The organism is Brevundimonas sp. CURTG3B2_SDJG (assembly GCF_057364705.1).
The window spans coordinates 1-21,369 of the sequence record NZ_JBNFOJ010000011.1 but is presented as its reverse complement, the minus strand read 5'-3'; the positions used below and the strand labels follow the sequence as shown (position 1 = coordinate 21,369).

The 21,369-nt window shown below is 68.1% G+C and carries 27 protein-coding genes; 8 read left to right on the top strand and 19 right to left on the bottom strand.

The window, feature by feature from the left end:
- The 5 genes from AC2W7C_RS01445 to AC2W7C_RS01425 form a co-directional block, all read right to left on the bottom strand.
- The coding region (locus tag AC2W7C_RS01445) for a tetratricopeptide repeat protein (RefSeq protein WP_485999848.1) at positions 1-732 on the bottom strand (732 nt) is incomplete at its 3' end.
- 77 nt (positions 733-809) lie between these two features.
- Positions 810-1,646 carry a 3-methyl-2-oxobutanoate hydroxymethyltransferase gene (panB, locus tag AC2W7C_RS01440; protein ID WP_485999847.1) on the bottom strand — a complete coding sequence of 279 codons (837 nt, stop codon included), beginning with the start codon at positions 1,644-1,646 and terminating at the stop codon, positions 810-812.
- Between the two features lie 58 nt (positions 1,647-1,704).
- Positions 1,705-1,983 (bottom strand): hypothetical protein, encoded by a 279-nt coding sequence (locus AC2W7C_RS01435; protein ID WP_485999846.1) that lies wholly within the window; start codon positions 1,981-1,983, stop codon positions 1,705-1,707.
- Between the two features lie 123 nt (positions 1,984-2,106).
- Positions 2,107-2,661, bottom strand: a complete 555-nt coding sequence (locus AC2W7C_RS01430; RefSeq protein WP_485999845.1) for an RNA polymerase sigma factor — start codon at positions 2,659-2,661, stop codon at positions 2,107-2,109.
- Positions 2,662-2,686: 25 nt separating this feature from the next.
- A complete protein-coding gene (locus AC2W7C_RS01425; RefSeq protein ID WP_485999844.1) occupies positions 2,687-3,100 on the bottom strand; it encodes a DUF6249 domain-containing protein in 414 nt (137 codons plus the stop codon).
- Between the two features lie 156 nt (positions 3,101-3,256).
- On the opposite strand from AC2W7C_RS01425, the gene AC2W7C_RS01420 reads away from it, so the two are divergent.
- Positions 3,257-3,601 (top strand): endonuclease/exonuclease/phosphatase family protein, encoded by a 345-nt coding sequence (locus AC2W7C_RS01420; RefSeq protein ID WP_485999843.1) that lies wholly within the window; start codon positions 3,257-3,259, stop codon positions 3,599-3,601.
- Positions 3,550-4,074, top strand: a complete 525-nt coding sequence (locus AC2W7C_RS01415; protein ID WP_485999842.1) for an endonuclease/exonuclease/phosphatase family protein — start codon at positions 3,550-3,552, stop codon at positions 4,072-4,074. The genes AC2W7C_RS01420 and AC2W7C_RS01415 overlap by 52 nt, the downstream gene beginning before the upstream one ends.
- Here the strand turns inward: AC2W7C_RS01415 and AC2W7C_RS01410 are convergent.
- Genes AC2W7C_RS01410 through AC2W7C_RS01400 form a run of 3 tightly spaced genes read right to left on the bottom strand, consistent with a single transcriptional unit; the run spans position 4,061 to position 5,312 of the window.
- On the bottom strand, positions 4,061-4,360 hold the full coding sequence (locus AC2W7C_RS01410; RefSeq protein ID WP_485999841.1) for a hypothetical protein: 300 nt from the start codon (positions 4,358-4,360) through the stop codon (positions 4,061-4,063). The two genes, AC2W7C_RS01415 and AC2W7C_RS01410, sit on opposite strands and share 14 nt — an antisense overlap.
- Positions 4,350-4,862 carry an RNA polymerase sigma factor gene (locus AC2W7C_RS01405; protein ID WP_485999840.1) on the bottom strand — a complete coding sequence of 171 codons (513 nt, stop codon included), beginning with the start codon at positions 4,860-4,862 and terminating at the stop codon, positions 4,350-4,352. Before AC2W7C_RS01405 ends, AC2W7C_RS01410 begins: the two co-directional genes overlap by 11 nt.
- Positions 4,863-4,910: 48 nt before the next feature.
- A complete protein-coding gene (locus tag AC2W7C_RS01400; RefSeq protein WP_485999839.1) occupies positions 4,911-5,312 on the bottom strand; it encodes a hypothetical protein in 402 nt (133 codons plus the stop codon).
- Between the two features lie 239 nt (positions 5,313-5,551).
- On the opposite strand from AC2W7C_RS01400, the gene AC2W7C_RS01395 reads away from it, so the two are divergent.
- Positions 5,552-5,791: a DUF2188 domain-containing protein gene (locus AC2W7C_RS01395; protein ID WP_485999838.1), complete on the top strand. Its 240-nt coding sequence runs from the start codon at positions 5,552-5,554 to the stop codon at positions 5,789-5,791.
- A gap of 88 nt (positions 5,792-5,879) precedes the next feature.
- Positions 5,880-8,159, top strand: a complete 2,280-nt coding sequence (locus AC2W7C_RS01390; RefSeq protein WP_485999837.1) for a glycoside hydrolase family 3 N-terminal domain-containing protein — start codon at positions 5,880-5,882, stop codon at positions 8,157-8,159.
- Between the two features lie 9 nt (positions 8,160-8,168).
- Here the strand turns inward: AC2W7C_RS01390 and AC2W7C_RS01385 are convergent, their stop codons facing one another.
- Positions 8,169-8,516 carry an ArsC family reductase gene (locus AC2W7C_RS01385; protein WP_485999836.1) on the bottom strand — a complete coding sequence of 116 codons (348 nt, stop codon included), beginning with the start codon at positions 8,514-8,516 and terminating at the stop codon, positions 8,169-8,171.
- 98 nt (positions 8,517-8,614) lie between these two features.
- On the opposite strand from AC2W7C_RS01385, the gene AC2W7C_RS01380 reads away from it, so the two are divergent.
- Positions 8,615-9,103 carry a VOC family protein gene (locus AC2W7C_RS01380; protein WP_485999835.1) on the top strand — a complete coding sequence of 163 codons (489 nt, stop codon included), beginning with the start codon at positions 8,615-8,617 and terminating at the stop codon, positions 9,101-9,103.
- 11 nt (positions 9,104-9,114) lie between these two features.
- Here AC2W7C_RS01380 and AC2W7C_RS01375 read toward each other — a convergent pair whose 3' ends face one another.
- The 7 genes from AC2W7C_RS01375 to AC2W7C_RS01345 form a co-directional block, all read right to left on the bottom strand.
- Positions 9,115-9,687, bottom strand: a complete 573-nt coding sequence (locus AC2W7C_RS01375) for a 2'-5' RNA ligase family protein (protein WP_485999834.1) — start codon at positions 9,685-9,687, stop codon at positions 9,115-9,117.
- Between the two features lie 5 nt (positions 9,688-9,692).
- Positions 9,693-10,301: a YdeI/OmpD-associated family protein gene (locus AC2W7C_RS01370; protein ID WP_485999833.1), complete on the bottom strand. Its 609-nt coding sequence runs from the start codon at positions 10,299-10,301 to the stop codon at positions 9,693-9,695.
- Between the two features lie 77 nt (positions 10,302-10,378).
- Positions 10,379-11,557, bottom strand: a complete 1,179-nt coding sequence (locus AC2W7C_RS01365; protein WP_485999832.1) for a porin family protein — start codon at positions 11,555-11,557, stop codon at positions 10,379-10,381.
- Complete coding sequence (locus AC2W7C_RS01360) at positions 11,554-12,408, bottom strand: hypothetical protein (protein WP_485999831.1); 855 nt, start codon at positions 12,406-12,408, stop codon at positions 11,554-11,556. The genes AC2W7C_RS01365 and AC2W7C_RS01360 overlap by 4 nt, the downstream gene beginning before the upstream one ends.
- A 305-nt stretch (positions 12,409-12,713) precedes the next feature.
- Complete coding sequence (locus AC2W7C_RS01355; RefSeq protein WP_485999830.1) at positions 12,714-13,154, bottom strand: hypothetical protein; 441 nt, start codon at positions 13,152-13,154, stop codon at positions 12,714-12,716.
- 273 nt (positions 13,155-13,427) lie between these two features.
- A complete protein-coding gene (locus AC2W7C_RS01350) occupies positions 13,428-16,379 on the bottom strand; it encodes a TonB-dependent receptor (RefSeq protein WP_485999829.1) in 2,952 nt (983 codons plus the stop codon).
- 236 nt (positions 16,380-16,615) lie between these two features.
- Positions 16,616-17,242 (bottom strand): TetR/AcrR family transcriptional regulator, encoded by a 627-nt coding sequence (locus AC2W7C_RS01345; protein WP_485999828.1) that lies wholly within the window; start codon positions 17,240-17,242, stop codon positions 16,616-16,618.
- A gap of 80 nt (positions 17,243-17,322) precedes the next feature.
- On the opposite strand from AC2W7C_RS01345, the gene AC2W7C_RS01340 reads away from it, so the two are divergent.
- Positions 17,323-18,093 (top strand): Coq4 family protein, encoded by a 771-nt coding sequence (locus AC2W7C_RS01340; RefSeq protein WP_485999827.1) that lies wholly within the window; start codon positions 17,323-17,325, stop codon positions 18,091-18,093.
- The gene (locus tag AC2W7C_RS01335) at positions 18,090-18,536 is read left to right on the top strand and encodes a DUF2147 domain-containing protein (protein ID WP_485999826.1); all 447 of its coding nucleotides are present in this window, start codon (positions 18,090-18,092) and stop codon (positions 18,534-18,536) included. The genes AC2W7C_RS01340 and AC2W7C_RS01335 overlap by 4 nt, the downstream gene beginning before the upstream one ends.
- Positions 18,537-18,567: 31 nt before the next feature.
- Here AC2W7C_RS01335 and AC2W7C_RS01330 read toward each other — a convergent pair whose 3' ends face one another.
- From AC2W7C_RS01330 to AC2W7C_RS01320, 3 genes are all read right to left on the bottom strand, one after another.
- Positions 18,568-19,242, bottom strand: coding sequence for a hypothetical protein (locus AC2W7C_RS01330; protein ID WP_485999825.1), 675 nt, complete (start codon positions 19,240-19,242; stop codon positions 18,568-18,570).
- Complete coding sequence (locus AC2W7C_RS01325) at positions 19,164-20,270, bottom strand: hypothetical protein (protein WP_485999824.1); 1,107 nt, start codon at positions 20,268-20,270, stop codon at positions 19,164-19,166. The genes AC2W7C_RS01330 and AC2W7C_RS01325 overlap by 79 nt, the downstream gene beginning before the upstream one ends.
- A gap of 144 nt (positions 20,271-20,414) precedes the next feature.
- Positions 20,415-20,714, bottom strand: a complete 300-nt coding sequence (locus AC2W7C_RS01320; protein WP_485999823.1) for a SapC family protein — start codon at positions 20,712-20,714, stop codon at positions 20,415-20,417.
- Positions 20,715-20,730: 16 nt separating this feature from the next.
- On the opposite strand from AC2W7C_RS01320, the gene AC2W7C_RS01315 reads away from it, so the two are divergent.
- Positions 20,731-21,369, top strand: a 639-nt coding sequence (locus tag AC2W7C_RS01315) for an MFS transporter (protein WP_485999822.1), incomplete at its 3' end; no start/stop codon positions are given.

Genomic DNA, 21,369 nt, shown 5'->3' with positions numbered 1-21,369 from the left:
GGCGCCGGCGGGGGCGGCCGGAGCGGAGGCGGCCGGGGTCACAGGCATGGCCGCGAGGGCGTCGACGATGGCCTTCAGATTGGCCGCCCCGCCATTGTCGATGACGTTGATGGCCAGGTCGGCGCGCTGGCTGACGATCTCGGGCGTGTCCAGGCCGTTCTTCAGCACCACCAGGATTTCGCGCGCCTCGGCGGGCTTTCCATGCTGGAGGCGGGCCATCGCCTGGGCCTCGAGGGCGAAGGCGCTGAACGGGCGCTTGGGATCGATCAGCGGCTTCAGGCGCGCCTCCAGATCCTCCAGCGAGGCGGTGTCCATCGCCAGAAGGACGGCCTTGTAGGCCGCGGCGTCCGAGATCAGCGGATCGCGGCTGGCCTTGGCCGCCTCGTCCAGATGCGCCAGCGCCTCGGCGTCGCGGCCGGCGGCGAGCGCGATGCCGGCGCGCTGCATCAGGGCCAGGGCCTTGTAGGCGCCGTTGCCTTCCTTGGCGGCCTGCACGAACGCCGCATCCGCCCCGACCGGGTTGTTGGCCTGAAGCGATTCGAGGCCGCGCTCATAAGCGATCGAGGCCTTGTCGGCCTTCGAGGTCTGCCAGCTGTCCCAGCCCCAGAAGGCCAGGGCGGCGATCAGAGCGACCAGGAGAACGCCGCCCACGACGGGCAGCCAGGTGCGGGCCAGCCGCTTGTAGCGGTCGGAGCGAAGCTCCTCCTCGACCTGCTCGAAGACATCAGTCACGAAAATTCCGCCCCAAAACGCTGAAATTCAATCCGGGCGGACCCTAGAGGGTCAGCCGCGCCCCCGCAACGCAGGGCTTACTGCGCAACCGGCTTTTTCGAGAAGTAGGTCTCGACTTCGGCAGGAAAACGGCGGGTCCGGACATCCTGGGCGTAGCCGGCGACCGCCCGGTGGATCTCGCCCTTCAGGTCCGCGTAGCGCCGCACGAACTTGGGGGTCCAGTCGAACAGGCCCAGCATGTCCGACACGACCAGGATCTGGCCGTCGCAGGCCGCCGAGGCGCCGATGCCGATGGTGGGCTTGTCGATCGCCTCGGTGATGTCCCGGGCCAGCCCCTCGGCCACGCCTTCGACCACGACGGCGAACGCCCCGGCGTCGGCGGTGGCCTCGGCCTCGGCCAGCACGCGCAGGCGCTCCTCGTCGGTCTTGCCCTTGGCCTTGAAGGCCCCATCGGTCAGCACCGCCTGGGGACGCAGGCCGACGTGCCCCATCACCGGGATGCCGCGCTGGACTAGGTAGGCGATGGTTTCGGCGACCGTGGGGCCGCTTTCCAGCTTCACCCCTTGCGCGCCCGTCTCCTTCATCACCCGGGCGCAGTTCTCGTAGGCCTGCTCCTTGCCGCCCTCGTAGCTGCCGAAGGGCATGTCGATGACGACCATGGCCCGCTTGGAGCCGCGCATCACCGCCTGGCCGTGCAGAATCATCATCTCCAGGGTGACGCCGACGGTGTTGGGCAGGCCGTGGACGACCATGCCGACGCTGTCGCCCACCAGCAGGACGTCGCAGTGGGGGTCCAGGATCTCGGCGGTCGGGGCGTCGTACGCGGTCAGGCAGACCAGCGGCTCGCCGCCCTTCCTGGCCCTGATGTCCGGCGCGGCGAGGCGGCGGACGGTTTCCTGCTTCTGGCTGGACATGGGAGGACTCCAGAACGATGGAGCCCTCTAGATAGGCGGCGCGCACGCCGCCGTCACGTCACACTTCCTGGGACAGCCGGACCACGCCCGCCGCCGCGACCGCGATCAGGGCGCCCGCGGCGATCCAGAACAGTTGCATCCCGCTCATCGAACCCAGTTCCAGATTGGCCAGGCCGACGCGATCCAAGCCCGACTGGACGACCGACTGCGTGTTCAGGGACACGGCCCGGACGCCCTCTCCCAGCGCGTCGCCGGCCACCACGCCGTCACCGTTGAAATTGACCGTCAGGGTCTCGCGCAGCGCGACGCCGCCGCCGATCAGCCCAGCGGCCGTCAAGGCGAGGAGGCGCAGGCCCGACCCCTTCTGCAGCCGCCGTTCGATGCTCGCCGCGAACAGGGGCGCGTCGGGGCATGGGCGGCGTGCGGCGCGAACAGGCGCTCGATGGCGGGATCGAACTCGTCAGCCGACATGCTGCGTCCTCCCCAGGGGTTCTGCGGGCTGAAGCCGCGCGCGGAGTTTATCCAGACCACGTTTGACATGAGACTTCACCGTGCCGAGTGGCAAATTCAGGGCGGTCGCGATCTCGGAATGGGCCATGCCGGCGCCATGGCACAGGGAGACGCAGAGGCGCTCCGGTTCGCTCAGCGCCTTCAAGGCTTCGTCCAGATCGACACGGCCCGAAGGATCGGGTTGATGGACGGCGTCTTCATTTTCGATTTCAGCGACATAGCGCGCATCCTTGGCGACACGCTTGATGTAGAGTCGCGCCGCGATCCGCTTGACCCAGGCCGCGAACGTGCCTTCGCCCCTGAACTCGGCGCACCGCTCGAACGCCTGGATGAAGGCGTCCTGGGCGATGTCGTCCGCCAGCGAGGGCTGGGCCCCCATGCGGCGCAGAAGGGCGCGCACCGCCGAACCGTGGCGGCGCACGAGCTCACCGAACTCCGCCCGTCCGCCCGCCGCCGCGAGGGCGGCGAGCTCGACGTCGTGTTGGTCGACCAGGGCCTGGGCCATGACGTATCCCCCTGTCCCGACCCGTTCAGTCCTTGTTCTTGTTGAAGAAGCTCAGGGCGATGAACGCCAGGCCGATGGTGGCCGGGATGGCGGCGACGCCCAGCAGACCGTTGCCGACGACGTTCCAGTCGCTGTCCCAGTCGTTGTTGCGCCAGCCCATGTCGCTGAGCAGGCCGAAGGCGGCGATGCCGACGCCGACCGCCAGCCAGATGATCCCGCGGCGAATGTCGCGGGTCTTGGAGGGCAGTTTGCTCTGCACTTCGCGGGTCATGGCGTCGATGACCTCGGCCGGCATTTCCTGACCCTTGTCGATGGCGTGACGCAGCGTCTGCTGCATCTCGCCTCTCTCGCGGGACTTCAGATAGCCTGGGCCCACGAAGATGGCGACCAGCGTCCCGAAGAACGCGACGATGGCGACGATCGGAATGAAATCTTCCATTGGGTAATCCCCTCTTCCTCATTGATCCGGAGCGTGACGTTCCGGGCTTCTGACGACAAGAGGCGCCGGGAGCCGCCAACGGATGCGGCGGCGAGGTGAAACTTTCGTAAGCCGAATGAAACCGGTTACAACACCGCGAAAGAGGGAGGAATCGCCATGATCGACCGTCGCACCCTGCTGGGCGGGCTGGCCGCCGCCCCCGCGACCGCCTTGATCGCCGGCTGCGCCACCCTGCCCGGCGGCGGTGGCCGCCAGCTGAAACTGGTCACCTTCAACATCTGGCACAACCAGGGCGACTGGGCCGCGCGCCAGCCGCTGCTGATCGAGGCCATCCGCGCCGCCGACCCGGACGTGATCGCCCTGCAGGAGGTGCTGGAGGACGCCGCCGTCGGCCTGCCCAACCAGGCCCGGACGATCGCCGACGCCCTGGGCGGCTACGAGATGCATTTTTGCTCGACCGACGCCGAGGCGCGCCCCGCCGCTACGGCAATGCGATCCTGAGCCGCCTGCCCGTCCTGTCCCACGACTGGAGGAAGCTCGAGCCGCTGGACGACTACCGCACCGCCCTTCGCGCCCGCGTTTTGGTCCACGGCCGGGCGGCGGACATCGTCAACACCCACCTGGCCTGGCAGGCGGACGCCGCGCCGGTCCGGGCGCGGCAGATCGCCGATCTCATGGGTTGGTTGCCTACCGACGGCGCGCCGCTGATCGTCATGGGCGACTTCAACGCGGTGCAGGAGGACGCGGGCCTGAACGTCCTGACCGGCGAACGCTTCTTCAGCGCCCTGCCGCGCGGCTCGGTTCCGACCACCCTGAACCCGGCCAAGGGCCACCCCGACCGCGTCATCGACCACATCTTCGCCGAGAAGGCGAGGTTCCGGCCCGGCGGCTGGACCCTGCTGGGCGCGACGCCGACGAACGGCGAATACCCCTCGGACCACTTCGGCGTGGCGGCGACGGTCAGCCTGCTCTGACCCGGCGGGCCAGCCGCAGGGCGGCCGCGCCCGAAACCGCGACCAAGGTCATCGTCGCCCCGAGAGTTTGGATCAGAGGCGCGGCGCCGTCCGCCAGACCTTCGGCCAGCGGCGCGAACGCCCACAGGACCGCCATCGCCGCGATCGTCCAAGGGGCCAGGGCCGCGACGGTGATCCACGCTCGGCGCGCCGCGATCCGCTCGGCCACTGCGACCTGGAAGGCGTAGTCCCGGGCGGGCGGCGCCTCGGCGGCGAACAGGGCGGCGAGTTTCCGTTCAGGCGTCATCGGATCCACCGAGCGCTCCCAGCAATCGCGCCCGGCCGCGGGCGACGTGGGACTTCACTGTGCCCAAAGGCAGGCCCAGCGCAAGCGCGGCCTCGCCGTGCGACCAGCCATCGGCCAGACACAGGGCCACGCAGGCGCGCACGTCGGTCGGCAATTCCGCCATGGCCGCCTGCAGGGCCAGCTTCTCCTCGGGCGAAATCCCAGCGGGCGTCTCGACCGTCTCCAGCCAAACGGCGTCCCTCGCCGCGCCGCGCCGCGTGGACCGAATGCGGTCCTGGGCCTTGCGCCAGGCGATGCCGCACAGCCAGGCGCGCAGGCCTGAAGGGTCCTTGAGCGATCTCAGCGAGGACCAAGCGACCAGAAAGGTCTCCTGCGCCAAGTCGTCCGCCTCGGCCCAGCCGCCGCCCAGGAACCGGCGCAGGAAACCCCGCACGGCCGCCTGATGGCGCTCGACCAGCTGCGAGAAGGCCGCATCCGAACCGGCGAGCGCGCGCCTCGCCAATTCGGCGTCTGTCGGAAGTCCCCCCATGATCCCGGCCCCGCGCCGGCATCAGTCCCGCGGCCGGCCCGACCGGATCGCCTGGAACAGGAAGGCCAGGCACAGGCCGCCCAGCACGAAGGCGACGATCATCAACCCCGGGCCCGAGCCATAGATGTCCGTATAGGCGCCGTAGCCGAAGCCGACCGTCATGACGCCGAACAGGATGGCCGAGAACCAGGACGCCTCGCCCGGCCGACCGCGCCCCGTCACCCTGTTATCGTCGTTGTCGATCGGCTGCTCCAGCACCTTGAGCAGGCCCGCCGGCGGCTCCTGGCCTTTCTCGGCGTAGGTCCGGATGAGGTTCAGCGTCTCCTTCTGCCGCCGGTAGGTCAGGAAGCTCTGGAACCCGCCGTAGAGGAACCACGCCAGCGGGAACATCAGCCACCAATAGGAACGGAAAAGGTCTTCCATGCGCGTCGATCCTGGCGCCCGGGCCCATCGCCCCCCGCGCCTCAGTACTTCATAGGGTAGTCGGCGCCGGTCCGGCCATCGGATGCGGCGAGGTGGATTTTTCCCGACGGCGGACCGACACGGGGTCGACAGGCAGCCGGGAAGCAGGAAGGGTGTCCGCAGGCGCGCCCGACCGCAACCCGTCGGCGGCCGCAGCGTTGCTTTTCGACACCTCGCCCCTCCCCGGCCCGGAGCCCGCCATGGTTCAGATCACCTATCGCATCGTCGAGCACGACGGAGGCTGGGCCTACAAGCTCGGGGACACCTATTCCGAGACCTTCCGGGATCACGACTCCGCCCGCGCCGCCGCCGTGCAGGCCGCGCGCGAGCAGAAGGTGCCCGACGAGGACGCCCTGATCGAGTACGCCGACTCGTCCGGTCGCTGGATCACCGAGCGCGCCGACGGCCATGACCGGCCGGACGCCGAGGTCGAAGGTTAATCCGCCGCAACCGCTTTTGATCGCGTCCGGGTAGGCGCGGGCCGTCCGGCCCGCTAGTTCTGCACCGCTCTCAGTGGAACCGGTTACAATGCATCAGAACGCCTTCAACGCCGCCACCCGTCGCATGCTTCTGGCCGGGGGCGCGTTGGCGGCCGGGATCATGGTCGCGCCCAGAATGGCCAAGGCCCAGGCGCGGGCGGAGCTCGACCGCGTCGACGCCCTGATCGCGCGCATGACCCTTGAGGAGAAGGCCGGCCAGCTGAACCTGCAAAACGACCCGTTCCGCTGGCGGCCCGAGGGGGTGAACCCCGGCGACGCCCTGGACGCCAATCAGGAGCAGACCGCCGCCGACATCCGCGCCGGCCGGATCGGCGCCCTGTTCAACGGCGTCGGCGCGGCGACCACCCGTCTGGTCCAGGAGATGGCCGTCCGCGAAAGCCGGCTGGGCATCCCACTGTTGTTCGCGGCCGACATCGTCCACGGCCTGCGCACCACCTTCCCCGTCCCCCTGGGAGAAGCCGCGAGCTGGGACCTGGACCTAGCTCAGCGGACGGCGCGCGCCGCCGCCGTCGAAGGCGGCGCCGCTGGCGTGCACCAGACCTACGCCCCCATGGTCGACGTGGCCCGCGACCAGCGCTGGGGCCGCGTCGTCGAAGGCGCGGGCGAGGACGTCCATCTGAACAACCTGTTCGCCGCCGCTCGCACCCGGGGCTTCCAGGGCGAGGACCTGAAGGCCTGGTCCTCCTTGCTGGCCTGTCCCAAGCATTTCGCCGCCTATGGAGCGGCGGAAGCCGGCATGGACTACAACTCCACCGACATGAGCGAGCTGGAGCTGCGCTCGGTCTATCTGCCGCCGTTCAAGGCCGCGTTCGACGCCGGCGCCCTGTCGGTGATGAGCGCCTTCAACGACCTGAACGGCGTGCCCACCAGCGGCAACGACTGGCTGCTGACCGACATCTTGCATGGCGAGTGGAACTTCGCCGGCTTCGTGGTCTCGGACTACACCTCCGAGGCCGAACTGGTCGCCCACGGCTTCGCCGCCGACGGCCGTGACGCCGCGCGCATCGCCCTGATGGCCGGCGTCGACATGTCGATGAAGAGCGGCCTCTACATCCAGCACATTCCCGGCCTTGTGCAATCGGGCGAGGTGCCGGTCGAGCGGGTCGACCAGGCGGTGCGCCGGGTGCTGATGACCAAGGCCGCCCTGGGCCTGTTCGACAATCCCTACCGCGGCTCCGACGTCAGGACCGAGCGCCGGGTCACCGGCAGCCGCGAGCACCTGGCCCTGGCCCGCGAGGCCGGTCGCAAGTCCATCGTCATGCTGAAGAACGAGGCCGGCCTGCTGCCCCTGCCCAAGGCCGGCAAGCGGATCGCGCTCATCGGTCCGTTCGGCGCCGACAAGGCCGACGTCTTCGGCCCCTGGTCGATTTTCAAGGACACCCAGCTGGCCGTGTCGCTGGAAGAAGGCCTGCGCGCCGCCCTGGCCCCCGACGCCTCCCTGACCGTGGTCAAGGGCTCGGGCGTCGAAGAGCCCCTGGCCGGCGGCATCGAGGCCGCGGTCATGGCCGCCGCCCAGGCCGACGTCGTGCTTCTGGCGGTGGGCGAGTCCGGCGAGATGTCGGCGGAATCCAAGTCGCGCGTCGATATCGGCATCCCCGCCCCGCAACTGGCCCTGGCCGAAGCCGTGGCGGCGGTCGGCAAGCCCGTGGTGGTGGTGCTGCGGAACGGTCGCGGCATGGAGCTCGCCGGCGCCGTCAGGGACGCCCAGGCGATCCTGGTCACCTGGTTCCTGGGTTCGGAGACCGGACACGCCGTCGCCGACGTGCTGTTCGGCGACCATGCGCCGACCGGCCGCCTACCGGTCAGCTTCCCCTTCCGGTCGGGCCAGTCGCCCTACTACTACGCGCACAAGGCGACCGGCCGGCCCTCCCAGCCCACCGACCGGGAGTTCACCTCCAAATTCCGCGAGGTCCCCCACGCGGCCCTCTATCCGTTCGGCCACGGCCTGAGCTACGGCCGCGTCGCCTACTCGCCTGTCACCCTGTCCGCGCCGACGATGGCGCGCGGGGGCGAGATCACGGCGACGGTCACCCTGACCAACACCGCCGATCGCGACGCCTCGGAGGTCGTGCAGCTGTACATCCGCGATCGGGTCGCCACCGTCACCCAGCCGGTGCGGCTGCTGAAGGACTTCCGGCGCGTGACCGTGCCCGCGGATGGATCGGTCGAGGTCTCGATGACGCTCAAGGCCGACGACCTGTCGTTCCTGGGCCGCGACCTCAAGCCGACCCTCGAGCCCGGCCTGTTCGACATCTGGCTGGCGTCCAGCGCCCAGGCGGGCGAGCCGGCCCAGTTCACCCTGACCTAGAGCGCGGCCCTAGCCGAAGACGGCCGCGTAGATCTCGGGCTTGAAGCCCACCGTGGTGCGGCCATCCACGTCCAGCACCGGGCGCTTGATCATCGAGGGCTGGGCCAGCATCAGGGCGATCGCCCTGTCGGCGTCCAGATCGGCCTTGGCCTCGTCCGGCAGGGCGCGGAAGGTCGTGCCGGCGCGGTTCAGCACCGTCTCCCAGCCGTGGGCCGCCACCCAGTCCTGAAGCGTCGCGCGGTCGATCCCCGCCTTCTTGTAGTCGTGGAAGGCGTAGGCCTGGCCCTGCTGATCCAGCCAGACGCGCGCCTTCTTCACCGTGTCGCAGTTCGCAATGCCGTAGAGAGTCGGGATCATCGGGCCTGTCTGCCCGTTCCCTCTCCTCGCGGCAACCTCCCGCTTGCTTCATTTAACCAGATGGTTTAATTGTAGCCGTGGATCGAAAGGAGACCCTCATGTCCGTCACGCCGTCGCAAAAGATCGTGCCCTGCCTGTGGTTCGACAAACAGGGCGAGGAAGCCGCGAACTTCTATGTGTCCCTGTTCCCTGACTCCCGGATCGACAAGGTCGTCCGCGCGCCGGGCGACTATCCCAGCGGCAAGCAGGGCGAGGTCCTGCTGGTGGAGTTCACCTTGGCCGGCAGCCGCTACACCGCCCTCAACGGCGGGCCCCATTTCCAGTTCAACGAGGCGGTCTCGCTGCAGGTCGAATGCAGGGACCAGGCCGAGGTCGACCGCATGACCGATGCCCTCTCCGCCGTTCCCGAGGCCGAGCAGTGCGGCTGGGTCAAGGACCGCTACGGCCTGTCCTGGCAAATCGTCCCCATTCGCTTCTACGAGCTGATGGACACCGACGACGCCGCCTCGAAGAAGCGGGTGTTCGACGCGATGATGGACATGAAGCGGCTGGACATCGCCGCGCTCGAAGCCGCCGCCGCGGGCTAGACCTTCTTGCCCTAGGCCAGCAGCCGGCGTCCCAGGGTGATGTAGTTGGTTCGCCCGTATTCGCTGTGGACCAGCTCCACTTCGGTCGCGCGCCAGCCGACCGGTCCCACGGGCCGGTCCGGCGCGCGGGCGTCGCCGTACATCAGGGTGACGTGCGGATTGAACTCCCGGCGCGACAGCATCTTCACGCCCGCGCCGGCCAGGGCCCGCCACAGGTCGTCGCGATAGACCCTGAGCGCCTCCAGCCCCTCGCCGCCCAGCAGGACGTGCGGATGCTTGCCCGGCGCGCCGGCGAAGCTGCCGGCGCGATCGAAGGCGACGTCGAACGCAGGGGCGGAAAGACCGTCCAGCACGGACTTCGCCTGGGCGACGATGCTGGGCGGGAGGCGGTTCGCATAATCTCCGACATGGATCAGGGTGACGTGCAGCCGTCCGGCGTCCACGGCCCTGCCGCCCAACCCGTGGTCCGCCCGGGACCGTCGCGCCACCTCGACAGCAGCCTCCGCGGCTTCGGGGGGAAGCCGCAGGACGACGATCAGACGCTCGATCGTCTCGGGCGCGTCGCCGAACAGCGAAGTCTGCATCGCGCTCACCTCGCCTTCTGCGGATAGATCGTCTCACCCCGCGACAGCATCTCGACGAAGGCCGCGATCTTCCTCTGGCGCCCGGCCTCGGTCTTCATGTTGTGAACGCGGAACGCCAGGGCGAAACGGTTCTGGGCGCTGAGCGTCCCAAGCATCGCGCGCGCCTCCGGAACGGCGTCGATAGCGGCCTGAAGGTCGTCGGGGATCCCCATCCCCGCCCCGCTGCCGTAGGCGCGCTCCCAGCGCCCGTCGGCCTTGGCCGCCTCCACCTCCCTCAGGCCGTGCTCCGTCATCCGTCCCTCGGCGATCAGCCGGGCGACGTTGTCGACGTTGATCCGGCTCCAGATGCTCCTGCGGGTGCGCGGCGTGTAGCGCTGCAGGAAGCTCTTCTCGTCGAAGCCCTTGCGCACGCCGTCGATCCAGCCCCAGCACAGGACCGCGTCGATGGCCTGCTTGGGCGTGATCGACTTCAGCCCAGACCCGACCTTGTGAATCTTGATCCAGACCTCGTCGGCCTTGTCGTGATGGTCGGCCAGCCAGGCATGGAAGGCGTCCAGGTCCGCGAACTCGCGGATCTTGGCGTTGTCGACGACGATCGGTCCCTTCACGCCCATGCGACGATCTCGGCGGTGCTCGGCATCCTCCTCGGGTATCGCTCAAGCACCAGCCGGGCAAGCCCGCGTCGTCGAGCCTAGAAACGCCGGCTCAGAGTCACGCTGACGGCCCGTCCCATCGGGTCCTGATCGTCCCGTCCGTATCCCGGGGCCGGACGGCCGTCGCCCAGGCGTGCGCCGGGCCTCGCGTCGAACAGATTGTCGATGCCGAGCGCCAGCCGGAGGCCATCGTCCCGGCGCCGCCCACCCTCCCCTTGCGCCGGCGCGGCGCTCTCGAACAGGTAGCTGAGCTTAAGGTCGACCGTGGTGAAATCATTCAGCCGCAAGTCGTCCGGCCCGTCGCGCCCGATCTCGCGCCGGATGCGGGAAGCGCTGCGCCAGCTCGCCGTGGCGTTCGCGCCCAGCCGCCCGAAACGGCCGTCGAAAGTCAGGGAAAGCTGGTGACGCGGCGCCCCGCCGCCATCGCCTGACAGCCGGTCCAGCTCGGGAAGCCCCGAGACCAGGGTCATACGATTGGTCAGCTGCCAGTTGTGAGTGAGGCCGACCCGGACCGCGCGACGCCCGCTCGCGCGGGCTCCCATCGGCAGGTTGAAGTTCAGATTGGTCGCCAGGCTCTCCGTGGTCGAAGCGGCGAGATTGATCGGCCTCTGGTCTATGACGATCAGACGGCCGTTCGCGTCCCGTTGAAAGCGATCGGGGAACAGCGCCTCCAACTCCGGCGTCGGCGCCGGCAGGCGGCCGATCCCGTCCTTCGCGTTCGCCCTCTGGAAGTTGAGGCCTCCCAAGACCTGCCACGAGGTGAACGGGCCGAGGGTCGCCACCAGCCCGAACCGGTCGGACGTCTGCTCCCGAAGATCGGGATTGCCGCCCAGCAAGGGCAGCACCTCGACCGCTTCGCCCCTCACGAAGTCGAACACGGTCCGCGGCTCGCCGAAGAAGGACGGCTCGAACCGCTGCTGCGCCGAGGGGCTTTCGGTGGTCCAGGTCCACTGGCCGTTGAATTTCAGCTTGCGGGTCGGTCCCCAGAACAGGCCCGCGCTCACCGTTTCCCCGCTCCGGCCGTCGCTTTCCCGCTGCGTCCCGCCCAGGGTGAGGGAGGCGTCGCCGAGGATCGAGGGGCCGCTCCCGTTCGTCGACAGCGGGATGGTCAGAAGCCCTCCCAGGTCCAGGGTCTCCGACGACCGCGACGTCCGGTCGGCTCCGCTCTCGGTGGTGGACCTGAAGCGCCCGTATCGCGCCGTCAGATTGACCATCATGGCCCCCGCCGGCAGCTCGAGCAGGGTCCGGTCCGCGCCGAGATTGGCCGTCGCCGAAAGACTGCGGGTCCGCAGATCGATAAGACCTTCTTGGCGGTCCCGCGAGGCTTGTCCGTCCACGCCCAGCCGCACTCTCCAACCGGCCGCCTCGCCGCCCAGGCCGCCCGACAGCGACACGCTGTCCCCCTCGCGGCGGTTTTCGACGAACCGATCGGCGAACCGCGCGACGGAGCGATCCCTCCGGGTCTGGGCCTGTCCGCCGACCGAACTCGTCCAGTCGCCGATATCGCGCCTGAGGGAGAAATTGACCCCGATCGCATCGGCGGCCGGCCGCAGGGTGACGCCCGTGCGATGGGATGATCCCGGCTGTAGTCCTCGCGTTCGGCGCCGTACAGGGCGGTGTCCCGCGACGCCTGGACGCCGTACTGGTCGACGTTGGTGTCCGCCAGCGAGGACACGCGGGCGTCCAGGTTCAGGGATGTCCGCCCGCCCGCCGTGGGGCCGCCGGCGCCCAGCCGCCCGTCCGCGCCCTTGAATCGTCGCTGCAGAACCAGGTTGACGACCCGTTGCGAGGGATCGCCGCCGTAGGTCGAGTTCGCGTGCTGCGGCAGGACCTCCACGCGCTGCAGGGCGTCCGGAGGAAAGCCCAGGAAGTCCGAGGGGTTCACGACCCGACGGCCGTTGATGATCAGGATCGGATCCTGGTCCAGCCCCAGGCTTTCGCCGATCCGGTCGATCGCCTCGCCGATGTCGTAGGCCCCGAAGGCGTCGATCTGGGCGCCGTCCAGCTCGATCTCCGGCGTCACCGAGGCGGCGCCCCATCGGCCGGCGACGATCACGTCCTCCAGCACGGTCGGCTCATCCTGCGACTGTGGCGGCCTTCCCGAAGCCTGGGGAGTCGGGGGAGGCGATGCGACGCGGACGTCGGGATCAGGGGCTGTCGAGGCGCAGGAAAGGGTGCAGATCAGCGACAGCCAGAGCACGACGGATCACTCCGCCCCGAGGCGGCGGAGAGGTGAAAGTCGTTGCATGACGGGACCAGGAACCAGCACCATATCGCCCATTACACACACGCTCGGGCCCGAAGAGAAGACCGGGCGTCCCGAGGGACGCCCGGTGAAGTCGGGGGGATCAGGAATCGATCGTTCACCGCGCCCTAGGGGACGACGATGACGGTCAGGTCCTCTTCAGTCAGGACGCCGGTGACGAAGCAGTCCTGCGGATCGGTGCTCGGAATGCGAGCGTTGTCGAAGGTAAGCGTGTGGAAGTTGTTGTCGTAGATTCCGGTCACCGTGCCGAAGCAGGTGCCGGCGATCGACTGCGCGCCCACGCTGGCGTCCACATAGTACTCGCCGGGACGCAGGACGGGATCAACGGCCGCGCCTGGCGTGACCGTCCAGCTGCCCAGCGGCGTGACGATCCAGCCGCAGGTCCAGTGAGGGCCCGGCCCGAAGCTGCTGCTGGTCACCGTAGCAGCACCTCCGCTGATGGTGACGTTTACGTCGGTCTGACAGTTGATGTTCTGGGTCTGCTGCAGGTTCAGCACGCCGGACAGGGTCGTCGCGCCATGGTTGGCGGGCGAGAACGATTGGGCCATCGCCGGTGATGCGAACGCCGCCACAGTCAGAGCGGCAGTGGAAATCAAAGCTGCTGTCTTGAACATGAGTTTCTCCCTGCAACCTTCAATGAGGTTCCTACAACCCCTGATGAGGTCACGACCAACATTCGTGTAAGTAAAGTCTCGAGTCAAGACAGAAAGATGTTTAATATCAGTCAGTTACTTCCAGGGCGAGCGGCGCCGCCCAGCGATATCGCTGGCCGGACTCAGAACTGACGGCGGCCGCCCCGCTATGGAGGCGGCCTGCCGATTTCAGAACGTCTTCGTCACCCGGAAGGCGATCAGGCGAGGATCGAGAGTGAAGACGTTGGTGGTCAGGCCGGTGTCGTCGCTGTTGGTGAAAGCGTCGACGATCGGCGCGTCGTCGAAGACGTTCTTGACGTAGGCCATGACGCTCAGGCCGTGCTCGGCGTCCTCCAGGACGACGGACAGGTTGACGTTGTCCCAGCCCTTCAGTCGGTCGTATTCGGTGTTGTAGACCCGGAAATAGCTCTCGCCCTGCCGGTAGTAGTCGCCCCGCAGGGTCAGGTCCCAGTTCCCCAGGAACCAGGTGTACTGAGCCCCGACGTTGACGGTCCAGTTCGGCGAATTGGGCAGTTCATTGCCGCTCAGATCGGCCAGGAAACCCCGCCCGCCGTTGGGCGCGTCCACCAGCGGCCGGTAGTTGAAGCCGTACATGCGCCAGAACGGCAGCTGGGACGTCAGGTCGGGGTTGAAGGTGCCGAAGCGGCTAGAGCCGGCGCACAGGGCGCTCAGCGCCAGGTTGGTGTTGAACTGGGACGCCGCGGAATCCCGCGCCAGAATGGCCTGGACCAGCGCCGTCGGCGCGATGCAGTTGGACGGCACCTGGATCCACGGCCGGACCACGGTCCAGTCCGGATTGCCCTGGGTCCGGTTCATCACGTCGATGGAACCTTCGCCATCCGCGATGCGCGTGTTCAGGTAGCCCAGGTTGCCATCGATCTGGAAATTGGGCGTCGGCCGGTACAGGGCCTCCAGTTCGACACCCCACACTCGCGCGTCGAAATTCTCGTTCAGGGAGATGCGGTCGACGATCTGGGAGACCTGATAGTCTTTATAGTCGTAATAGAAGGCCGTGGCGTTCAGCGACAACCGGTTGTCCAGCAGAGTGTTCTTCGCCCCGACCTCGATGGCGTTGACGTATTCCGGCTCGAAGGTGCTGGCCAGGGGCTGGTACTCGACCACGCCCGGGTTCAGGTCCATCCGCGGCGGATTGGTCCCTCCCCCCTTGTAGCCACGCGAGAACGACGCATAGACCAGGGTGTCGTCGGTGAAGCTGAGCTCGGGCTTCCAGTCCAGCACCAGCCGGCCGGTGACCGCCTGCCAATCCTGTTCGATGTCCGCCAGGGCGGGATAGCCCGAACGGACGAAGCCGCCCGACCCGGAACCCGGCCGGCCGTCGCCCATCGCCCCTAGCAGCAGCTGGCTGGGATAGGGTGTGGTGACCTTGCTGTCGTCGGTGTAGCGCAGGCCGGCCGTCAGCCGCAGGTCGGGCGTCAGATCCCAGTAGCCTTCGCCAAACACCGCCCAGGAGCGGATTTCGACGACGTTCTTGCTGCGGAAGTAGTTGTGGCCTTCACCGTTGATGCTGCCGATCGGATTGGGATCGACGTAGACGCATTCGGCGGGGTTGGTGCTGTCGCACAGACGGCTCCTCACGCTGCCGCCGACAATGCCCGGGCGGGGGCGAAGATCCACATTGTAGAAATACTCGGCGATCATCGAGAAGATGTTGCCGAAGACGTAATAGTCGTCCTGCGACTTGAAATCGAGATAGTTGGCGCCGACGCTGAAGTTGAACATCCCGTCATTGCTCGATTGCAGACGGAACTCCTGATACCACTGCCTGTTGTCGGACTTGCTCAGGTCGACGATCATGACGCGGTTCGAGGGGCCCAGCTGCGGATCGTTGTAGATCCCGCCGGGCGTGATCGGCGATGGATCCAGGATGCGGTTGGATGAGAAGACGTTGGAGGAGTCGTTGAAGATCGGATTGGAGACGTACCGGGCGTAGTCCTGCGACGCGTAGTAGTCGTCCTTGGCGTAGGCGGTCTGGGAATAGAGGGTCAGGTTGTCCGTCAGATCGAATTCCAGGTTCACCTGGAAGACGTCGTTCTCGGCGCGGAACACCGGGTCGTAGCTGGTGGCGACCTCGCGCAGGTCGCGGGACTGGGTCACGCCGGCGTAGGGATCCAGGCCGATGGGAACGGCCGGAATGGGCTGACGCGTCGAGGTCTGGCCGATTGTCAGCAGGCCGTAGAGGAAGCGGACGGGCCCATAGGATCCGCCGTTGGGCGCGGAATAGGCGGCGTCGTCATAGAGGGACCCCGCCCGGCAGCCCTGGCTCAGGACGTTCCGGTTCATCGGCTGGTTGATCGTCACGCCTCCCACCGAGGTCGGGCCGGCGTCCCGCGTGCAGAGTTGCTTGCCCGTGCGCGAGCGGTTGTCGTCTTCCTCGAAATGCTCCCAGATCAGATTGGCGCGGAAGCGGTCGGTCGGACGCCACAGGGCCGACAGGCGGGTGCTCACCAGGTCGCGGTCATTGATATGGGTGTCGTTGAAGCTGTTGTAGTCGAAGCCGTCGCGCTTGGTGAAGGCCGCCGCCGCGCGGATCGCGAAGGTGTCGCCGAACGGAATATTGGCCATCAGCTGGCCGCGGATGGAATCGTAGTTGCCGACCTCGGCGGTGGCGAAGGCCTCCGGCTCGAAACTCGGTAGATTGGGGAACATGTTGACCACGCCGCCGGTAGCGTTGCGGCCGTAGAGAGTGCCTTGCGGCCCGCGCAGCACCTCCACCCGGTTCACGTCCAGGTATTCCTGCTCGAACAGACGGTTGCGGATCAACGGCGTGTTGTTGAAGCTCACCGCGACGGCCGGGTCGCTGGACGCCGACACCGCCTTGGTCCCGATCCCGCGGATCGAGAAATTATACATGCTGAAGTTGGCCTTCGAGAAGCTGACGTTCGGCACCGCCCGCAGCAGTTCGGACCCGCCCTCGATCCGCCGGCTTTCCAGCGCCTCCGAGGATAGGGCGGTGACGGCGATCGGCACGTCCTGAATCGACTGCTCGCGCTTCTGGGCCGTGACGATGATGTCGTCGATCGTGGTGGACTGTTCATCGGGGGCGGGTTGCTGAGGGGTTTCCTGGGCGAGAGCCGGAACCCCTATCAGCAGGCTGAGCATCGAAACCGTTGAACACAAGCCAACGCGCACGCTGCGGATGCACCCATCTTAATCCTCCCCGGGGAAGGCTGGCGGCCCCTCAGCCGCAAGCCCAGAACGTTTCCTTGCCGCTTTGATTGTCCGGCGATACGCGGCGAAATCGTCGGTTCAGGCCACGATGACCGCATTTAGGGCGATGTCAATAGTTACTGACATTGCTGACTATTGTTGCCGTTAGGTCAACCTGAGGGGGAGTCTCAGGCGCTTCCAGGGGGTTGGACGAGGAAGTGCGGCAGCAGGTCTGCCACCACGCGTCGCCCCTCGTCGGGCGACTGGCCCAGCATCTCGGTGAGCGGCTCCCCGATCAGGGCGTCGCCGAACGCGCTCAGCGCGATGAACAGGACGGCGGAAGAGATCCGAGCCCGCGCCCGCCCGTCCGCGTCGCCCAGCTTCTCTCGGATCGCCTCGACCAGGTCCAGAACGGCCGCCCTAACCGGTTCGAGATGGCTGAGGCCGCCCGAGAGGGATATCCAAGCCGCGAGGCGCCCCGCCCCACCCTCCGAGAAGGCGTCGAAGACGGCGTTGACCACCTCCATCGGCGCGCCTTCGTCCGTCCGGAGCTTGTGCACGATCGAGTTCAGCGCCTTGCTCAGGTCCTCCACCATGGAGCCCATCAGGGCGGTCTGAAGCCCCGAAGCCGATCCGAAGTGGTGGATCAGGTTGGCGTGGCTGACGCCAATCCGGTTGGCGACCGCCACCAGGGTCACCGCGTCCGGGCCGCCCGCCATCAACAACTCCCGGGCGTAGATGAGCGCTTCGCGGCGCGCCTCGTCGGGGGTGCGACGACGGCGTCGGGCGGCTGGCGCGGAAGAGATTGTTGACATTGTTGTAAGTGACGATCATGTTGATAGTGAACTGCTCCGGTAGGCTCTCGCCCCCCGGACATCAAGCGAAAGGACACCAAGTGACCGCCGTCCCCGTTCCCTCGACGTTCGCCAAGCCCGACACGCCGATCAGGGCGCGAAAAATTCAACCGCTGCGCGCATTGCGGGCGTTGCGGAATCTGATCCGCGATAAGGAAGACACCCGGCAGGTCTTCGAGATCATGGCGGCGCTGGCCGGAAATTCCACGCCGAAGGGGTACAATCGCCTGCTCAGCACCATCGAGGGCGGTCGTCAGGCCTATCTGGCGGAAGAGCTTTCCGACCGCCTGCAGGACCGCGAGTGGCTGAGAACCCTTCCGCCGGACAGTGTCGGCGCCGCCTACCTGGCCTTCTGCGAGGAGCGCGACCTGTCGGCCTACGGCCTGGCCGAGGAAAGCCGCCAAGTCGAGGACGTGGATTTCGACGCGGCGCATCCTGTCGCCTGGTACGCCCGTCGGCTCCGGGATGTTCACGACATCTGGCACGTGCTCACCGGCTATCGCACCGATGCCTTGGGCGAAGCGTGCGTCGTGGCCTTCTCCCTGCCCCAGACCGGCAGCCTGGGCTTCGGCTTCATCGCCGGCGGCGTGGCCGTCGAATATATGCGGCGGCGCACCGGCCATCCGTGCAGCCGCGCCATTCTCCAGGCCTGGGGCAACGGCCGCCGCGCGAACTGGCTGCCCGCGATCGACTATGTGGCCCTGCTCGCCGAGCCCCTGGAGAGCGCTCGGGCGCGCATGGGCATCCGGTCGCCGACCGTCTACCTGTCCATACCCCGCGAGGTCTGCGATGCGCTGAAGGCGGCGGCATGAGCGTCCCCCGGACTCTCGCCGCGCTCGGCTTGGCCTGCCTGGTCGCCGCCGGGCCCTCGTTCGCCGCCGCCCAGGCGCCGCAAACGATCCTGGGCGTCTGGCGCACCCCCTCCGACGGCGGCTCGACCGTGCGCATCAGCGCCTGCGGCGACGCGGTCTGCGGCCAGATCGTCAGTTCTCCAACCCTGCGCGCCGATCCGAACCGGCGCGACCTCCGCAACAACGATCCCGCGCTTCGCACCCGCCGCCTTCAGGGTCTGCGCATCCTGCAGGTCAGACCCCAGGGGGCGAACCGATGGAGCGACGGCTGGGTCTACAATCCGACGGACGGCAAGACCTATCGCGGATCGATCACCCTGACCGACGACGGTCGACTGCGCCTGACTGGCTGCGTGATCCGCCCGCTCTGCCAGACCCAGACCTGGACCCGGGTCTCCGACTGAGCGGCGGGCCAGCCGCGGGAGAGGGCCGAACCTACCGCTCTCCGCCCCGGACCGTCGCCGCGGATGCGGCGCCGGGCCCGCCTTGCGGCTCGGGGGCGGGAAGTAGCCGCAGGGTGACGGTGTCGCCCTCCAGGTCCACCTGACCGTACGCGAACTGAAGATCCACGCCCGGCAAGGCCAACCCGGCGAGCGGCCGCGAGCCCGGGCGACCTCCGTCGAGCTCCGGCCGTGCCCCCTCGATCCTGAAGGTGACGGTTCGGGCGCCCCGATCATGCAGGAGGGGCGTCGAACGCAGCTGCTTGAACCGCCCTGCCCCCTCGATCTCGCCCGAGATCAGAACCTGCCTGTAAATGATGCGTCCCGGGGCGATCGCCGTGGTGCCGAAGGGCGTGTAGCCGAACCGGGGATGTGACGCGCCCAGTCCGCTGTAGTCGATCACGAGACGCCAGCTGGCGATGTCCGGCGCCGCGGTGAAGACGGAAGCCAGCAGCGCGTCGTTCGCCGACCTCCCCTCGTCGGCCAATCGTTCCACGCGCTCGCGCTGCCGGGCCGCCTCCTCGCTCGCAAGCGCCGACGCCAGGATCCGCGACTGGTCGAAATCGCCGAGGTGTTCGGCCAGCAACCCCGTCAGCGTCGTCCCCGGCTGCATGATGCGGGCCTGCCAGTCCGGCGCGTCGAGACGATCGAGCGTGGCGGCGAGCGCCATCCCGCTCGAATAGAGACGGAAGCGCACCGGCGCGGCGCCGAAGGGATCGTTGTTGACGATGCGGGTGCCGTCCGTCGTATCCAGCAGGGCCTGAACGAGGTCGTCCCGCTGGCCGGCCATGTCCTCGAAGCCGGAAAAGCCGCGAACCCACCGCATCTCGTCGATCGGCGCGCGCCCTCCAACGCGTGGGTCAGGGCGTATTCGACGAACTTGGCCAATCCCTCCGAGAACTCCGTGCCGTCCTCGTAGGCGATCTCCTGCGGCGACAGTCGCCCGCGGCGCCATGTGCGCAAAGCGATCACCTCCCGGGCGGCTTGGGTGATCTCGGGCAAGGTTTCGGCCCGCAAGGCCCTGGCGAGCGCCTGCCCTTCCAGAGCCACGCCGAGATTGTTGTCCACCGAGAGCGTGGGATATTCCAGCAAGGCGTCTTCGGTCACGGCCTTCTCCGGCGCCTTCGCGTGCTGGTGGACGTGGAAGGCCTCGTGCCCGACCATCGCCATCTGGTCGTACGGGTCGCCGGCGAGCGTCGCCAACGTCAGACGCTCGCCCCGCTCCGCGGGTGAACCGGAGGCCCGCAACAGGCTTCGGATCCATGATCGGCGATTGGAGAGGGTGTCGGCCAGCACCAGGGTCGAGACCCCGTTGATCTCCGTGCGGGTGTTCTGTCCGTCCGATGCGAAATGGGTCTCGCCGTTTCGCACCCACGCGTGCTCCAGGGGGCGCCGGGCGAACGGGACCAGGTCGCCCGCCGGATGGTAGCCCGACGGCGGGTCCGGATGGTTGAACAGCATCTCCTGCTCGCCGGGGAAGTACACCAGCACCGGGGTTGAGGACGCATCCCATCCCGGCCAGATCGGATTGTCGGCCGAGCCGATCACCTCCCAGACCTGCGCCACGCTCGCGAAGACCGCGGGATCGAGCCGAAGAGGCCCGTGACCGGCGGTTTCATGTCGGGGAGGATCGGCGAACCCGCCCGCGACGAACGCCGCCAGCATGGCGAACGGCAGGCTCAGGACACGTGTGTTCATGGCGGCGTCGGCCCCTCGAAATCTCGAAATGAGGGCCTAGGTGAGGACGGCGATCTGTTTCGGCGCGATGTCAGCGGTGAAACACACGCGCCAGCAACGGGCAGCCTCCGACCGTGTGGCCTCGCCGCACGGCCAGGCCGAAAACTAGCTGTCGGCCAGGACGGGCTCGGCGCGCGCCCTGGCCGCCCGCCTTGAGGCCTTGGTCGGCGGAGCCGAGGCCCGCCCAGCCTGACGGGTCAAGAGCGCGGAGAACCGTTCAAGCGACGCCAGGTGAAAATGCACCAGCGCGAGCCAGCCCTTGCGATGCCAATCCAGCACGACATCGTCGGCCAGCCCGGCGAATTTCTCGGCGTCGACGATCTGGAAGCCTTCGAGGCCCAGCTTGCGGCCATCCGGCAGCGTCGCGTCGGCGCGACGATCGATCAGCAGGTCCTTCGCCTTCAAGGCCTCGGCGAACGCCGTGGTCGCCAGGACTTCCGCCCTGTTCGCCGTGGGTGAGGATTTCCTCTTCTTCGTCGGCCTCCTGTTCGTCAGCGGCCTGGGCATCGGCATCTTCAAGTCCGGAGCCCTGGTCCTGGTCGGGGACATCTCCGGCTCCACCCGGGAGCACTCGGCCACCATGAACACCGTCGAGGGCTTCTTCGGAGTGGGCGCCATCGTCGGCCCGGCCGTGGTCGCCTGGCTGCTGCAGTCGGGGGCCGACTGGAAGTGGCTGTACGTTCTCGCCGCGGTGATGTCCGGCTGTCTGGTGCTGGCGTCCAGCCTCGCCCGCTATCCGACGCGGGCCGCTCCCGCCCAGGCCGACATCGGATCCAAGGCCGGCCTCGGCGAGACCTTGAAGCTGATGACCGACCCGCACGCCCTCGGGTTCGGCCTGGCGCTGATGCTCTATGTGGCCGCCGAGGCCGCGGTCTATGTCTGGGCGCCCACCTATCTCGCGGGCTACGAGGGCGACTGGGTCTGGTTCGCAGTCTACGCCGTGTCGATCTTCTTCGTCCTGCGCGCCGCGGCCGGTTCGTGGGCGCCGCGCTGCTCTCCCGCCTCCCCTGCAGGCGGTGCTGGCGATCTGCAGCGCCGGCATGTTCGCCTGTTCGCGATC